The 16276-nt window shown below is 53.7% G+C and carries 14 protein-coding genes; 7 read left to right on the top strand and 7 right to left on the bottom strand.

The window, feature by feature from the left end; all coding sequences use genetic code 11:
- Positions 1-224: 224 nt before the first annotated feature.
- From MKX76_RS00585 to MKX76_RS00565, 5 genes are all read right to left on the bottom strand, one after another.
- Positions 225-1124: a carbohydrate ABC transporter permease gene (locus MKX76_RS00585; RefSeq protein WP_210095028.1), complete on the bottom strand. Its 900-nt coding sequence runs from the start codon at positions 1122-1124 to the stop codon at positions 225-227.
- 24 nt (positions 1125-1148) lie between these two features.
- Positions 1149-2060: an ABC transporter permease gene (locus MKX76_RS00580; protein ID WP_341032677.1), complete on the bottom strand. Its 912-nt coding sequence runs from the start codon at positions 2058-2060 to the stop codon at positions 1149-1151.
- 244 nt (positions 2061-2304) lie between these two features.
- The gene (locus MKX76_RS00575; RefSeq protein WP_144867511.1) at positions 2305-3921 is read right to left on the bottom strand and encodes an extracellular solute-binding protein; all 1617 of its coding nucleotides are present in this window, start codon (positions 3919-3921) and stop codon (positions 2305-2307) included.
- A 353-nt stretch (positions 3922-4274) separates the two neighbouring features.
- Entirely contained in the window at positions 4275-6731 is a 2457-nt protein-coding gene (locus MKX76_RS00570) for an AraC family transcriptional regulator (protein ID WP_007127593.1), read from the bottom strand.
- Between the two features lie 134 nt (positions 6732-6865).
- Positions 6866-7294: a winged helix-turn-helix transcriptional regulator gene (locus MKX76_RS00565; protein WP_007127592.1), complete on the bottom strand. Its 429-nt coding sequence runs from the start codon at positions 7292-7294 to the stop codon at positions 6866-6868.
- A 210-nt stretch (positions 7295-7504) separates the two neighbouring features.
- Here MKX76_RS00565 and MKX76_RS00560 point away from each other — a divergent pair, with 210 nt between their 5' ends.
- The 4 genes from MKX76_RS00560 (at position 7505) to MKX76_RS00545 (ending at position 12697) form a co-directional block, all read left to right on the top strand.
- Complete coding sequence (locus MKX76_RS00560) at positions 7505-8677, top strand: MFS transporter (RefSeq protein WP_007127591.1); 1173 nt, start codon at positions 7505-7507, stop codon at positions 8675-8677.
- Between the two features lie 248 nt (positions 8678-8925).
- Positions 8926-9672, top strand: coding sequence for a cupin domain-containing protein (locus MKX76_RS00555; protein WP_007127590.1), 747 nt, complete (start codon positions 8926-8928; stop codon positions 9670-9672).
- A gap of 171 nt (positions 9673-9843) precedes the next feature.
- A complete protein-coding gene (locus MKX76_RS00550; RefSeq protein WP_007127589.1) occupies positions 9844-11205 on the top strand; it encodes a dipeptidase in 1362 nt (453 codons plus the stop codon).
- A 352-nt stretch (positions 11206-11557) separates the two neighbouring features.
- Complete coding sequence (locus MKX76_RS00545) at positions 11558-12697, top strand: zinc-dependent alcohol dehydrogenase (protein ID WP_007127587.1); 1140 nt, start codon at positions 11558-11560, stop codon at positions 12695-12697.
- 123 nt (positions 12698-12820) lie between these two features.
- Here MKX76_RS00545 and MKX76_RS00540 read toward each other — a convergent pair whose 3' ends face one another.
- On the bottom strand, positions 12821-13183 hold the full coding sequence (locus MKX76_RS00540) for a hypothetical protein (protein WP_007127586.1): 363 nt from the start codon (positions 13181-13183) through the stop codon (positions 12821-12823).
- Between the two features lie 173 nt (positions 13184-13356).
- Here MKX76_RS00540 and MKX76_RS00535 point away from each other — a divergent pair, with 173 nt between their 5' ends.
- The 3 genes from MKX76_RS00535 to MKX76_RS00525 all read left to right on the top strand — a co-directional run bounded on the left by MKX76_RS00535 (position 13357) and on the right by MKX76_RS00525 (position 15329).
- Positions 13357-13851 (top strand): DinB family protein, encoded by a 495-nt coding sequence (locus tag MKX76_RS00535; protein ID WP_007127585.1) that lies wholly within the window; start codon positions 13357-13359, stop codon positions 13849-13851.
- Positions 13852-14028: 177 nt separating this feature from the next.
- The gene (locus MKX76_RS00530; RefSeq protein WP_007127584.1) at positions 14029-15021 is read left to right on the top strand and encodes a helix-turn-helix transcriptional regulator; all 993 of its coding nucleotides are present in this window, start codon (positions 14029-14031) and stop codon (positions 15019-15021) included.
- A 5-nt stretch (positions 15022-15026) separates the two neighbouring features.
- The gene (locus MKX76_RS00525) at positions 15027-15329 is read left to right on the top strand and encodes a putative quinol monooxygenase (RefSeq protein WP_007127583.1); all 303 of its coding nucleotides are present in this window, start codon (positions 15027-15029) and stop codon (positions 15327-15329) included.
- 116 nt (positions 15330-15445) lie between these two features.
- On the opposite strand, the gene MKX76_RS00520 is transcribed toward MKX76_RS00525, so the two are convergent.
- Positions 15446-16273 (bottom strand): AraC family transcriptional regulator, encoded by an 828-nt coding sequence (locus tag MKX76_RS00520; protein WP_007127582.1) that lies wholly within the window; start codon positions 16271-16273, stop codon positions 15446-15448.
- Between the last annotated feature and the right edge of the window lie 3 nt (positions 16274-16276).

The following is a 16276-nucleotide window of genomic DNA, read 5'->3' as shown; positions in this document are numbered from 1 at the left end:
GTCCCTTTTGAGGACTTGTGAGGTCCATGCGGCGCCGTTTCACGACAGCAAGTCCCTTTTCGGGACTTGTGAGGTCCATGCGGCGCTTTTTCACGACAGCAAGTCCCTTTTCGGGACTTGTGAAGCCCCTGCCGGCGCCTTGTCACTCCCCCGCGCCGCCTCTGGCAGCACGCACAAAAGCGTGCCGACCAGCCCCTGCGCTGCCCGGCACGCCTCTTCCACCGTTACCCTTTGATCGAACCGATCATGACGCCTTTTTCGAAATATTTCTGCATAAACGGATAAATGACCAAAATCGGAAGCGTCGAAACGATAATGACCCCGTACTTGATCTGATCCGCATACCGCTGAGCATATCCCCCCGCATCGCCGCCGGTGCCTGCCCCGTTGGCAAATACCTGATTGGACAACAGGATGTCCCGCAGGATGATCTGCAGCGGCTGCAGCTTCGTATCCCGAATATAGATCAGCGCTGTGAAGAAATCGTTCCAGTGCCCCACCAGATAATAGAGGGCGATGACCGACACCATCGCTTTGGACAGCGGCAGCGCCACTTTGAAAAAAAACGTGAAATGCGAGCAGCCGTCCATCACGGCCGCCTCGTGCAGCTCCTTCGGCAGAGACGTTTCGAAGAACGTCCTGGCGATGATGAGGTAAAACACATTCACCGAAAAAGGCAGGATGAACACCCAGATCGTATTGGTCAGCTGCAAATCCTTCATCAGCAGGTAAGTCGGAATCAGACCGCCATTGAAAAACATCGTCACCACGAAGAAGAACATGATGATCCGTCTCGCCCGGAATTCCCTCCGCGAAAGCACATACGCCGCCGGCAGCGTGAACAGCATGTTCACGAGCGTCCCGAATAACGTGTAAAACACCGTGTTCCGGTAGCCGGTCCAAATCCGCATATCCTTGAAAATTTCCTGATATCCGAAGAAGCTGATGTTTTTCGGAAAGAACAGCACTTTGCCTGTCGATACCAGCGTCGAATCACTGAAGGAAGCGATAACGATAAAATACAACGGGTATGCGATCAAAAGAAAAATAACGACACACAACAGGGCCAGGACGACCCTGAAGGCGAATTCTTTACCGGTGACCCGGGCACTTATGTGATCCATGGCCGTTCCTCCTCCCCTCTCTCATTAGAATAGGCTCGTATTGGACACGCGTTTCGAAATGGCGTTCATGGCAAACAGAAACACGAAATTGATCAAGGTATTGAACAGCCCGATGGCTGAAGCCAAGCTGAATTGGTTGGAGATAATGCCGATCTTGTACACATACGTCGCAATGACCTCGGATACCGGCAGGTTGAGAGCGTTTTGCATCAGGAATATTTTCTCGAAGCCGGTGCTGAGAATGCTGCCCATGCTGAGAATGAACAAAATGATGATCGTCGGCACGAGCGCGGGAATATCCACGTACCGGATCGTCTGCCAGCGGCTGGCGCCGTCCATTTTGGCCGCATCATAGAGCTGGGGGTCTACTGCGGACAACGCTGCCAGATAGATAATGCTGTTCCAGCCGCAATGCTGCCAAATATCCGAGAGCACGTAGACCGGGATAAAGGTCGAGGTTGAGGCCAGCAGATTGATATGTTCGAGCCCGATTGATTTCATGAAATGACCGACCACGCCGGTTTCCGAGGACAGCAGCACGTTGAGCATGCCCACGAGAACGATGACGGAAATAAAATGAGGCAAATATACCGTCGTCTGCATGAGCTTTTTCATTCGCTTTTTTCGAATCTGGTTCAGAATCAGCGCCAGAATAATCGGAGCCGGAAAGCCCAGAACAATCGAAGCCAGGCTGATAAGAAACGTATTGCGCATCAAATCCGTGAACAGATAACTGTCGATGAACTGCTCGAAATAAGCAAGCCCTCTCCATTCCCCGCCGGTGAGGCCTTTGGTGAAATCAAAATCCCGAAAGGCCAGCTGAATTCCGTACATGGGGATGTAGTTGAACACCAGAATGACGAGGATCGCCGGCAAAATCATAATCCATAATTGATAATCGCGTATAAAGCTCTGAATGCCTTTGGGTGACCGCATGATATCCCTCCTTCGCAGCTAGGGGGAGGAGGCCATCTTCACGCCCGGACACACTGCAGCCCACAATGCCCCGCTTCCTGCTCGGCCCTGCCTGCATACGGAGAATACGCCATTTACTTACCGCTGAGTCATCCAGGGTATGCGATGGAGTAAGGGAGAAGCCGAGGCTTAATGGCTAGCGGTGATTCTCACTGCGCACGACAATCGCTACAGCATGCTGCGTGAAGATCTCCTGTTTCCCCGATTAGTTCTTGCTCATGTATTCGTCGTAATATTTCTGCATGATCTCCAGGTTTTGATTGAGGCCGGCCTTCTCGCTTTCCTTCACGTAAGCATCCCATTCCGCTTCAATGCCGCCCTTGGTCACCCATTTGGCAAAGCTGGACTCGGCCAGATTCATGACGTTGGTGTTGTTAAGGCTCATCGTGTTGTTGTCCATCGTCGAATATTTAATGAACATGCCCGGAAAAACATCCTTCTCCGGATCGACCTCCAGCGCTTCGGCAAGCGGCTCCGATTGGCCGAGCACCTCCTGCATATCGGTACCGAGCGTCAGCTCCAGCGAATCCGGAATATAAAAAGCCCCGTTATCCGCCATCGTCGACGTCCATTTCCACGTGCCCGGGTCCATTTTGTCATCCGCCGGAGGCAGAACGCTGTATGTACCGTCCCCATTGTCTTTAATATTCGGCCCGATCGATCCGAACAGCACCTGCATCCCGACTTCCGGCGCGTACAGCTCGTTGATGAACCGCATCGCCGCTTCCTTCTGCTTGCTCTTTGCCGACATGACGATATGGTTCGTTCCGTAGTTGAGCGAGTAGTAGTCATAGCTCCAGGACAGCTCTCCGGCATAATCGGCCGTCGCCTTGAGCGGCGGCATGGAAGCGTATTGCGACGCAAGCTGCTGTCCGAACCGATCGGAAGCCACCCAGCCCCAAGTAAAGCCGACCTTCGCCGTATCCCCTTCGCCCCGTGCAACGGACTGATACTTGGTATAGTCGTGCGTAAACACTTCCGGATTGATCAATCCCGCCTGATACAGCTTATGAAGGAACGCGACCATCATCTTGTAGCGCTCGTCCGTAAGATAATTCTTCACCTTGCCGTCTTCTACAAAATAGCCCTGCGGGCTCCCGTCCGTCAGTGTGATCCCCATGCTGCCAAGCATCACCGCCGGGTTGAAATATCCGCCGATGCCTCCCGGCCAATCCATCGGTATTTCGTCATTCGGGTCGCCGTTGCCATTGGCATCCTTCTCTTTGAACGCGACGAGCACCTCGTACAATTCGTCCCATGTCGTCGGCATTGTAAGCCCGAGCTCATCAAGCCACTTCTGGTTAATGAACTGACGGCTAGCCGATGCGGGCCAGAAGCGTTGATATTTCGGAAGCCCGTAAATTTTCCCGTCGGGCTGGGTAGCGATGAGCTTCGTATCCGGCTTTTCGTTGAACATCTTCTGCACGTTCGGTGCCTGGTCAAGCATGCCGGACAAGTCCTGGAACAGTCCTTGGAACTGGGCGAAATCCGCGTCCGTGATCACATTCGGTCCGATGAACAAATCCGGAATGTCGCCGCTGGCCAGCATCGTTCCCTTCTTCTGTCCCCAATCGGCCGTAATTTCCTGCCATTCGATCTCCACCCCGGCGGCTTCTTCCACTTTCTGCAGCCACTCCATCTCAGCCAGCGGCTTTGTCAAAGCATGCTTGGTCATGATGGCCGTCAGCTTTACTTTTTTGTCTGAAGTGTTACCCGGTGGTTCGGCTGAATCGTCCGTTCCGCTTCCGGAACCGCTGCATCCGGCCAGCAGCATCGCCATGACCAAGAAGAGTGAGATGTAAACGTTTACTCTTTTCCGCATTGTTCTACCTCCAGCTATTTATTTGCAGCATCCAATCCCTCTCGGGTTCTGCCGCAGCTTTGCTTGCCCTGATCGGACACCTATGACTCTAAATGGAGGCGGGAAGCCGCGTAAACGGGCAGTATTTTACCGATACGCATTTTTTGAAAGCGCTTATATCGCCAAAGAAGAGGCAAATCAGGGATCTGCCTCTCTATGCGGACATTCAAAATTTGTAGATATTCAAAAATTGTCAGCTGCATGCCGCGTCGTCCGAGCGAATATGAACGTGCAGCAGCCATTATTTCAGCGCGCGCCGGGAGAGAATCGCGTGCCTAGCGTCCTTAGGGCGGACACGCTCACGCCATCGGTCCTCATGCATCTTTGTGAGTATTCCGGTATTGCCCCGGCGTGGTGCCCATGATTTTCTTAAAGGCCCGGATAAAGCTCGAGGTATTGGTGTATCCCGACTTCTGAGCGATGGACTCCAGCGTTTCGTCGGTCTCCCGCAGCAGCTGAATCGATGTTTGAATGCGAAGCCGCTCGATGTATTCCTTGAAATTTTGTCCCATCGTTTTCTTGAAATGGTGGCTGAAATTCGATACGGACATGCCGAAGTGGTCAGCCATCAGCTGCAGGGAGCAGCTCGGATCCAACCCTTTTTCATCGATGACCGCCAGGATCTCTTCCCGTGTCGCCGTACGTGCGGCAGGGACCGTGTCCCGGATGAATTCGCACAGCTTCAAGCTGCTCTCGCGAATAATTCCGATCATTTGCTCCATGGTATAACGCGGCTTGAAGGCTGCGTCTGTCAGCCGCAGCAGGGTTTGATCTTCGCGGCGGAAGCGCTGCAGGCCGTTGATGATGACGGTCACCGTGTTTAAATACACGCTTCGGATCATATGCGGCGGCATGCCGTCACTGCGGATATACCCGATCAGCCGTTCGGTCAAGCCGGCCACCATCTCGGGCTCGTTCTTCAGGATGGAGAGCTCCAGCGACTGCAGCATCTCGGCTACGTAAGAGACGGCGCCGGAATGCGTTGCTCCGATCTCGTCAAAGGTCAGCACCGGCGCTGTTTCGCGAACCCGCACATGCTCCACCGTCCGGAGCGCCTGCAAATATGACGTTTGCGCCGCCCTCGGGCAGCGGTAATCTCCCGGCCTGCCAATACCGATCATCACCCGGGTCCCCTCTGCGCCGACGAGCTCCTCCTGAAGCTGCGTCAAAAAAGCTTGAAGCGGAAAGCTCGGTGGATGAGCGCAAATCAGGACGATTTCATGATGATACACGCTTCTGCAAAAATATCCGTTCACGCCGTCAGGCCAGCGATCCTCGGATTGCCTGCAGAAATCCGCCGCAGTATTGAACTCTTCTTCGGATTCGCACGCCAGCACGGCCACCGTAAGAACGGTACCGCCAGGCAGAGCCGGATCGCCCCCCTGCATCGTCTCAAGAACCGAAGCAGCAGGCGATGATGCTTCTTGGGCTGGGTCGACCGGCACAGCAGCAGGTGGTGCTTCTTGGGCCGGGTCGATCGGAGATGGAGGATCGTGAAATGGGGAGCCCTGAGGCTTGGTTTCGCTGCCTGGCTGGGAACCGTCAAACGCGACTCCGACCTTGTCCGCCTCCTGAGCGAACGCCTCCCATGTCCCGTATTGCCCGACGACGAGCCCGAACAGAATATTGTCCCGCATAATCGGCAACGTTCCCTTCACCCTCTCGTCAAGTCTGCTGTTGGCGGCGGACAGCTCGTTTAGCGTATAGCGGATCGTATCGATCTCGTTCATGGGCCTTCGCTGCTGCGGCTCGAACAAGCTGACCGCCACATCGACAAGGCGCTTGATCGGATGATAATTTTTGCGGATGGATATGTAGACCACGATAACCTCAAGCAGCAAAACAAGCCCGACGAGAAGGGCCGTGTTCCATTGGATGGTCCGAAGGCCCTGCAGCGATTCCGACACCGGAATCAGGCTCACATATTTCCACCCGTTCTTATCCGATACCGACGTCGAGACGAGATACGAAATCCCGTTAATCCGCTCAATTCCGGATGTGGCCCCCGGGTCTGCTCCCATGCCCTTTACGAGCGCCGACATATCATCGGACGCCTCGTAGATCTTCTTGTTTGAAGCGACAAGAGGACGTCCTTCATTGTCAAAAATAAAAAAATCCCCGGTATAAATTTCGGACACCGACCGCATCATCCGAAGGATCGTGTCCTCCCGGACCATAATAAGGACGGCGCCCGGGGAATTGGAGCCGCCGACCGGGAGCGGCTGAAGAAAGGTTAGCAGCCTCAGCCGGTTATGGCCGGGAATAATGACGTTCTCCACCGGGCGCACGATGGGCTGGTTTAATGTGTTCAGCGTGTCCACCATCTCCTCATGCGGCCAGTCCTCATAATAGAATCCCACGCCAGGTATCGCCAAATCCTGCACGCTGTATGCGCTTCCAGTCTTGGAAAACAAATAACCGATGTTCTTCACATACAGCAGCGTGTTGTAGATAAAGGCATCGGTTGCGTTGTATTTTTTCATTTCATTAGCAATGAGCACGCGCTGATAGTCGCTCTCCTCCGCCTTGTACATCCTGAATTCGCGGTTCTGGACAAGCTCGTACGGCAGGTTATACACATACCGCGTGAACGTATCCATTGAGGTCATGAACTGCTCGGTAATATGCGCATTCCAGTCCAGCTCCTTCTCCTTTACGACATCGGCGGAATATGGGTAGTAATAGAACAAAATCATGGCAATCGGAAACAACAGCACAAGAAAATAGGAAATCAGCAGTTTGGTCAGCAGGTTGGCTTTCGGCTTTCCCAATCCGTCATTTCACCTCCAGTGTTCTCACATACTTGAAAAAGTTATATATAAGAATACGAAATTTTCATAAAAAAGAAAACTCAATTCCTGGGGTGACATCCCGTGAATTGAGCTTGTTTCCGGCTGCCTGCCGGTTAGGTTTGGGTCTGCCGAAGCGGCTCGGCTCCCCATTTCTTGGCCCAGCGCTCCATTGCCGTCAATGAATCCAAGAAATCCATGCCTTTTGCCGTCAGGGCGTACTCCACCGACACCGGCACGGTCGGAATTACCGTCCGGGAGACGATCCCGGAAAGCTCCAGATGCCGCAGCACGTTGGTGAGGGACTGCGTCTTCACGACCGCGACGTCCCGATGAAGCTGGTTGAACCGTTTAGGTCCCTGCGCCAGCTGCGCGATGACGAGAAAGGCCCATTTTGCGCCGAGTATTTGTAGAACCGTGCAGATGTGCTTGAAATCGTACAGGTCCGAGTTTTCACCAGCCCCATGGTTATTTTGAGGCTGATGAATTTGCTCTTGCTCAGCATGGCTTTCTGTTCCCTGAACCTCATTCCTTAACATGCTCACTGCTTCATTCCTCCTCTCAAACTTACTAATCGTTAGTTAATCAAACAAGTTGGATAATATCTATTTTATTTGCCTTCTTACATAATATATGGGGCTTACTTATAATACAAACACAAAGAGATCTCGCGTATGTTAAACATCCGAATCGGCATGTGCTAGCCATGATCCGGTAAACTCGGATATTCCACAAAGCTGAAGGGATGGATTCGAATGAACCGACTCACAATGTATTTGGTTACGCTCGGGGTGTTTTTAACCGCTACCTCCGAGCTGGTTGTCTCCGGCATCTTATACCCCATATCGGAGGATCTGCATATTTCGCTTGCGCTCGCCGGCCAATTGATTACGGCCTATTCGCTTTCTTTTGCCATCGGAACACCGATCCTGGTGTCCCTTACCGCACGCATGGACCGAAAAAAGGTGCTGCTTGGCTCGCTCCTGGTATATATCGCCGGAAGCCTCGTTTCCTTTGCCAGCCATGACATATGGCTGCTAATGGGATCCCGGGTCCTGCTGGGCGTGAGCTCGGGCGTATATCTGGTGTCGGCCATGGGAGCGGCCGCTAAGCTGACGCCTCCTGAGCATCTCGGCCGTGCCATCGGAACGATCGTTCTCGGCTTCAGCAGCGCCATGGTGCTTGGGGTTCCGATCGGCATAATGATCGCAAATGCGTTAAGCTGGCAGGCCATCTTCCTGCTGCTGGCCCTGCTCAGCCTGCTGATTGTTTTCCTTCTCGCGCGTCTCCTGCCTAATGTGGAAGGAGATGAGCCGGTACCGTTTCATCAGCAGTTCAAGGTCCTCGGCAGCGTCGTCATTGTCAGCGCCCTGCTCCTTACGCTATTCCGGGAATCCGGCAATTCGGTGTTATTTACCTTCATTGCGGCATTTCTGCAGGATATCTTCCGGATTCCTCCAGCAGGAATCAGCATCGTCATGCTCGTGTTTGGCGTTTTGGGCGCCGTCGGCGCAAAGCTTGGAGGATATGGCGTGGACCGGTTCGGCGCTTCCAAAGTCATCATCGCCAGCATGATGATCCACATCGGGGTATTCGCCATTCTCCCGCTCTTGCACTCCCCTCTGATCGGCCTTCCCTTCATCGGCATGATGGTCATCTCGATGTTTGCTGCGGGTCCGGCCGTACAGAGCTATTTCATCCAGCAGGCCCCGGGCTCTCCGAACCTGATCTTGAGCTTGAACACGTCTATCATTCACCTTGGTCTTGCGGCTGGCGCAGGCGCCGGCGGCTTCATGGTCAACGCATCCTCCACGCTCCAATACCACCCATGGCTCGGGGCGCTTGTGCTTGCGCTTGGCCTGGCAGCAGGGCTGGTCAGCTTTTCCGCCGGGAGAAGAAAGCCGCTGTCCGAATCGCCAGCCGCCTGATTAACAGGCGCGTTAGGAGACGGCTCGCAGTGATTTATGAAAGCGAAAGCTGTGGTTCATGAAAGCGAGAGCCGTCTTTCGGTTTGAAAAAGACACGAGCCGCTCCGTCATATTTATGGCTTTATCTCAAAGCAATCCGCCATTTAGCCTGCAGCCTCGTAAAAAATGGGCTCACGCCCTTCTGTCCACCGTCATACCGTATTTTATAGGTTCATGCCTACTCCGAAAAAAGAAGGGCGGAAGCAGCTATGGCAGTGTCTTATATGGATTTCACTTCGCCGTCTGTACGGTTTACTTACGACGTCAACCAAAACCGATTTTTCACGAAGGATAGCCAGAACTTTATCAATTCCCTATCCATCAATCAATTGAATACGCTTGGCAATGCCTCGCTGCTGGATATCTATCTCAGCAGGGGCAATGTCGTGGAGCCGCACATCCACCAGAACGCATCCGAATTAGTGTATGCCGTCACGGGCGCGGCAACGGTCTCCATAATCAACCCGTTTACGAAGGAGCTGTTGAATTTTCCGATTACGCCGGGTCAGGTCGCCCTCGTGCCTCAAGGCTGGTGGCATTACGAAATCGCTACGGCTGACGATACGCATTTATTGGCCATCTTTGACGCTCCGGTTCCGGAGTTCATCGGCGGGTCCGATCTTCTGCGGCTGACACCGGCCAGCGTCTTCGCGCACACGTACTGCCTGAATGAGGCGAAAGTGAAAGAAACCCTTGCGCCAATTAAGGATACGGTCGTGATCGGCCCGCCGAAAGACTGCCCGAACCAAGGGCAGGTTCAGGGCGAAATGATTCAGCAGCATTTTAAACGCGATTATTACGATATGTTTCAACAGCAGCAGGAGCAGCTGCTCGAGCAGCAAGAGCGCCATTTCCAGCATCAGTTTCAACACTCCTCCGGGCGGCAGCCGCAGGAGCAGCTCCCCCGTCGTCAGGTCATCGGAAACGGCTGGGATATTTTTGCCGAGGAATTCTAATCAGGGCTTCACAAGACGGGATACGCCGCGGAAATGCGGGCGTATCCTTTGCTTCTGTCCCAGCCAATGGCATCCTTCTTCCGCCTCATATTTCGCATTCGCCGAAAAACGGTTAGAATAAGAAGATACGGCATCTTTCGAATGCCAATGTAAATCGAAGGAGGAACCATCATGAGCGTTGATTATAAAGCGTATTTCGCTGAACACCGGGAGACTCATCTTAACGAACTGAAAGAATGGCTGTCGATCCCGAGCATCTCGGCCCTGTCCGAGCATAAAGGCGATGTTGCTAAAGCTGCGGAATGGCTTGCAGGCAAGCTGACCGAGGCGGGACTCGAGCATGTTGAAATTCACCAGACGGACGGACACCCGATCATTACCGCCGATTATCTCCACGCGGAAGGAAAGCCGACCCTGCTGATTTACGGCCATTACGACGTCCAGCCCGTTGATCCGCTTCACCTGTGGGAGACGCCGCCGTTTGAGCCTGCGATACGGAACGGCAAGCTGTACGCACGCGGAGCTACCGACGACAAGGGCCAGTTGTTTCTGCATGTTAAGGCGGTCGAAGCCATTTTAAAGCAGGAGAAGGAGCTGCCTGTCAATATTAAGTTCTGTATCGAAGGGGAGGAGGAGGTATCCAGCCCGAACCTGCCGCTGTATCTCGATAACAACAAGGACAAGCTGGCTGCCGATGCGATTCTGATCTCGGACACTTCCCTGCTTGCTCCGGGCAAGCCTGCGATCTCGACCGGCCTTCGCGGATTATGCTCCCTCGAGCTGTCTCTTGAAACAGCCAACACCGATCTTCATTCCGGTACATACGGCGGCGGCGTGCCGAACGCCCTGCATGCGATGGTGTCCTTGCTGGCATCGCTTCATGACGAGCAAGGCCGCGTCGCGGTTGACGGCTTTTACGACGGCGTGCTTGAGCTTTCCCCTGAAATGCGCGAGGAATTCGCCAAGCAGGAGTTTGACGAAGAGAAGCTGAAGAAGGATCTCGGGCTGGATTCCCTCTACGGCGAAGAAGGCTTCTCCTTCGTGGAACGCGTCGGCGCGCGCCCAACGCTTGAGCTGAACGGGGTATACGGCGGATTCCAGGGCGAAGGCAGCAAGACGGTCATTCCGAGGGAAGCTCATGCGAAAATCACCTGCCGTCTGGTGGCCAACCAGGATCCGCAGGCTGTTCTCGACGCGATCGAGAAGCATCTGCATGCCCACACCCCGGTCGGCGCCAAGATTACCTTCAAGCCGAAGGAAAAGGCATTCGCCTTCAACATCGATCCGACCCATCCGATGCTGCAGAAAGCCGCAGACGCCTTCGAGAACGTGTACGGCACACGCGCGCTGTTCACGAAAGACGGAGGATCGATTCCGATCGTCGAGAAGCTGTCCAGCACGCTGAACGCCCCTGCCGTGATGATGGGCTTTGGCTTGCCGGATGAGAATCTGCATGCGCCGAACGAACATTTTAATTTGGAAAATTTCGATAAAGGCTTGCTGACGATCGTGGAGTATATGAAGCTGGTTTAATTATGCGCAATGCTTGCCAGCCTTTGCCAGCATCCTATACACAGTCACACATCTGAACGAACGCATAAAGAGCACGGATTGTCCCACCGGGGCATCCGTGTTTTTGTTTTTTCCCGCTTTTTTACAAACCGATGAGGTGCCCATGCCGATCGTATCGTATACGAAAGCAGTACGTTTTAGCCAAAACGTGCAGGCCGCCCCATGATATGCACGTATGGAACAATCATGCAGGGGCATGATAATGGCCAGAGGCAGATTCAAAATAATCTCCTGCCGACTTGGCAGTTCGTTTCTATATGTACATATCGGGTATTAGATTTCCGAGTGCATCTTGATTAAGGAGGGATTCTTGATGAGAGCAGTTACGTTTCAGGGAGCCAAGGACATTCAAGTGAAGCAGGTGGAGGCTCCATCCATCCAAACCGAGGACGATATCATCGTTCGAATTACATCGACGGCGATTTGCGGCTCGGATCTTCATATTTATCTAGGGGGTATGCCGGCGGCGAAGGATTATGTCATCGGGCATGAGCCCATGGGGATCGTGGAGGAAGTCGGCTCCAACGTAACCCGCGTCAAAAAAGGGGACCGGGTCGTGATTCCGTTCAACGTATCATGCGGACACTGCTATTACTGCAATCACGATATGGAGAGTCAATGCGACAGGTCCAACGGCAATCCGGATGTCCATTCCGGCGGATACCTCGGCTTCACCGCGCGCTACGGGAATTATCCCGGCGGCCAAGCCGAATATTTACGGGTGCCTTACGGGAATTTCATGCCTCTGGTCATTCCGGAATCGTGCGAGCTTGAGGATGAAGCGCTGCTCCTCCTCTCCGATGTGCTGCCCACCGCTTACTGGAGCGTTGAAAATGCCGGCGTCAAACCGGGTGATACGGTAACGGTGCTGGGCTGCGGGCCTGTCGGACTGATGGTCCAGAAGTTCGCCTGGATGAAGGGAGCGAAGCGGGTCATTGCCATCGACCGAGTGCCCTACCGTCTGGATAAGGCCAAGCGAATGAACCAGGCTGAAGTCTATAATTTCGAGGACTACGATGATATGGGCTTGTATATTCGCGAAATCACGAAAGGCGGTACCGATATCGTCATTGATTGCGTCGGTATGGACGGCAAAAAAACGGCGATGGAGGCCATCGGCCAAAAGCTGAAGCTCCAGGGCGGCACGCTGAGCGCCATCGACATCGCCATCGAAGCGGTCCGGAAATTCGGGACCATACAGCTTACCGGCGTGTACGGATCTTTATACAATATGTTCCCGCTGGGTCATATTTTCGAACGAAACATCACGCTCACGATGGGGCAAGCGCCCGTCATACACTATATGCCGGAGCTGTTCAAGAAAATCACGGCCGGGGAGATCGATCCGACCGAGATTATCTCCCACCGCTTTCCGCTTGAGAAAGCCAGCGAAGCCTACCGGATTTTCTATGAGCATGAGGACGACTGCACCAAAGTGGTCCTGAAGCCTTGACCATAAGCCTGCTATCCAATGTCAAATGTTACAGCCAAGTTTCCCCGGCCTTTTCGGAAGGTCGCGGGACCGCTTGGCTTTTTATTGTTTTTTTCGGAATCCCCCGCTCTCTACGCTACGATCCTATGGCTTCGGATTAACCCGAAGGATCGTCCCGCACGGATCCGAGATCCAGAACCCCTTCGAATTTTCGTAAATTTCCACTTCGTCCCGCCGATCAACGCCCTGCTCCCGCAAGTAGTCCTTCGCAAGTTCCGGATCATTCGCTTGCACTTCCAGCCACACATCGTTCTGAGGATAGGAGTCCTTGCAATCGAGCCAGAGCGTGTTCGGGCCCAGGCTAAACGCGTGGGATTCGTCCTTGAACCCCAAATACGGAAGCTTCAAAACGTCCCGGTAAAACCTTACGGTTTCCTCGTATTTGAATTTCGGAATTTTCAGTGCAATATTGTTGCCTCCGGTAAATTGAATATCTGCTGATGACATAATTTCGAGTCCCTCCCGCTTTTTTACAGTTATTATAGCACGCATCCTCCCGGTGAAATTCTTCCAGTTTGCCGAATTGCCTGTGCAAACAAAGAATCACTGACCGTAACTGTCAGGGATTCGGGAATATACTTGCCCTATGGATAACCCACTAAAAAAGCGAGGTTGGTTGAATGTTGAATATCGAGGATTTTTGCGAACTATGGACCAAAGAGGTTCAAATCACCGAGCGGGTAATGAACGCTTTGACCGATGAATCGCTGAAGCAGTCCATCACGGAACAGCACCGTTCCGTAGGGCAGCTCGCCTGGCATCTGGTCATGTCGATTCAGTATATGAGCATGCTCGGTTTGAGTTTTGAAGGCCCGTCGCGGGAGCAGCAAATTCCCGATTCCGCGAGCGTCATTCTGGAAAGCTACCGCGGGGTAAGCCGTGCCTTTTTGGATGCCGTGAAGTCTCAGTGGACGGAGCAGGATCTATACGTGTCGCATGATATCGCTGGAGAGGCATGGAGAAACGGAGAGTCATTGCAATTCCTCATCGTCCATCAAGCCCATCACCGCGGACAGATGACCGTGCTTATGCGGCAGGCAGGCATCCGGATACCTGAGCTTTACGGTCCGACCTATGATACCTGGATCGACAAGGGCATGGACCCGCTCGTCTAAAGACGATACAATCGATACAAGCGGGAGCGCCGTTCAGGATGTTGTACCCGATGAAAAGGCCACTAAGGGCATGAATTCGGAGCTGTGCTGCTTGAACGGCATTCCCCTTAATGGATCGGAAACCAAAAAGAGCCTCTACTGGCTTCCGGCATGATTCGCGAAAGGGGCTGTTCACCGATGGCTAAAGCCGATAATATGCTGTCCATCCTGTGGATGCTTCGATCGGGCAGAAAAATAACGGCTCAACAAATCGCTGATGAGCTGGAAATTCATATCCGCACGGTCTATCGCTGCATCGATTCCCTATGCGCCAGCGGGGCGCCGATCATTGCGGATTCGGGGCCGAACGGGGGCTACCGGCTGCTCGGAGCCTTTGCTGAATCCCCGCTCATGTTCGATGCGGACGAGCAGAAAGCGCTCGTGCATGCCTCCATTTTCGCAAGAGAAGCGGGTTATCCGTTTACGGAAGCCCTGGAGCGGGCCATCCATAAGCTGAAGCGCTATACGAACGAGGAGCAGCTTCATCAGATCGAGCTGCACGGCGGGGGCATCACTGTCCTTCAGCCCCCTGTCAGCCAAGAGATCCGGTCGCTGCTCCGAACGCTGGAGAATGCGTCGGCACATGGCATCACGCTGAAGATGACGTACTCCAAGGGAAGGGGGCAAGACGCATCTGTCCGGGAATTCGACCCGTACAGCATCGTCCATTGGAAGGGCCATTGGTATGCCGCCGGTTTTTGCCGATTACGCCAGGAGGTACGAAGCTTCCGCGTCGATCGCATGTCCGGGCTGGAGCTGACCGATCATCGTTTTGAGCGGCCGGATAACTTCTCGGCCAAGGATGTACTGCTCGGCGGTTTGATTCCGGATACCGGCAATGCGGAGAACTTGGAATACGTCATCATCCGGGGCCATGAGTTTACGCTGAACGAATTGTGCCAGCACTGGCTGTTCGGGCACACCCTGGTCAAGCGCCTGCCTGAAGAAGCTCATTTCCGGCTGGCCGCCGATTCCCTGATGTCGTATGTCCCCTACTTCCTGCTCCCTTATGGCAAAGCCCTGACCGTTCTCGAGCCGAGATCTCTGATCATGCGGCTGTGGGAGGTTGCGGGCGGCATGGCCCGGCATTACGAGGCATTGTTGACTGAAATGAAGACATACGAGGAGTGATACCCATGGAAAAATTCGCCATGTACGGAAAATTAATTGCCCATCCGGGCAAGCGCGACGAGCTGGCAGGCATTTTGCTTGAGGCTGCGGACATGCTGAGCGATAATGCGGACTGCGAGCTGTACATCGTCAATGTTTCGGACAGCGATCCGAATGCGGTATGGGTCACGGAATTATGGAGCAGCGCCGAGGCACATGCCGCTTCCCTTCAGGGAGCGGACACATCGGAGCTGCTGCAACGCGGCCGCAAGCTGATCGCCGGCGCGGAGCCCCTGAAGCTAAAACCGCTGGGCGGCAAAGGGCTGTAGGCATCCCCTGATCAGATGAACGTGACGCAAAAAAACAAGGTCAATCGGAGTACGTTCCGATTGGCCTAGTTTGTATTGCCTGCCCGGCAGCCGTTCGTCGCCGCTGCCATGGACGCTCAGATATTGTTTCGATATTCCGAAGGGCTGTAGCCCACCTCTTTACGGAATGTTTTCGAGAAATAATTCGCCGACTCGAAGCCGGTCGCATCGGCGATTTCCTTGATGCTGAGGCTTGTTGTCCGCAGCAGCAGCTTAGCGCGCTCCATCCGTTTGACGCTTAGATATTTTTGAGGCGTGATCCCGAAATGGCGCTTGAAGTATTTAATAAAGTAATTCGGATGCAAGTGCAAGGTTCCCGCCATCTGTTCCAGCGTGATCTCCTCGTGCAGATGATCTTTAACATACTGCTGCACCTTATTAAGACGTTCCATGTCCCCGGTCCGGTGCGAATGAATCTGCGGCTCCTGATCGGAGAACACCCTGGAGAGGATGTCCAGCATAACCGATTTCTCCTTCAAGCGGGCGGCAACGGTTTCGGTATGATGGGCATCCACCAGCTCTTGAAACAAATGCGACATCTCCAGCGGCTGTTCCAGATCGTAGCACCTAGGAACATCCAGCCATGAGAACACATCCGCATCGCCTACGGCGGCCGAGAAATGGCACCAGTATTTCAGAAACGGCCGGTCGCTGATGGTGGAATAGGATTGCTTCGTCCGGGCCGGCATCAGAATCAATTGGCCGGGCTTCGGATACAGCTCCTCCTCTCCGATTTTCACCCAGCCCTCCCCTTCCAGGATGAAATAGAGCTTATTATAGGACACGGTGTAATCCAGCTCTCTCCACTCCGGCCAGCATTGCGTCTTCTTCGCTTCCAAAATTTGAACCTGCATGTTTAAGAGCATCTGCTGAATCGCTTCTTGCTCGCTTCGTTCACTCTTCATCTT

It is taken from the genome of Paenibacillus sp. FSL R5-0810, assembly GCF_038002285.1.
GTDB lineage: Bacteria > Bacillota > Bacilli > Paenibacillales > Paenibacillaceae > Paenibacillus_AQ > Paenibacillus_AQ lactis.
The sequence above is the reverse complement of the archived record's forward strand: the minus strand, read 5'-3'. Positions and strand labels throughout refer to the sequence as shown.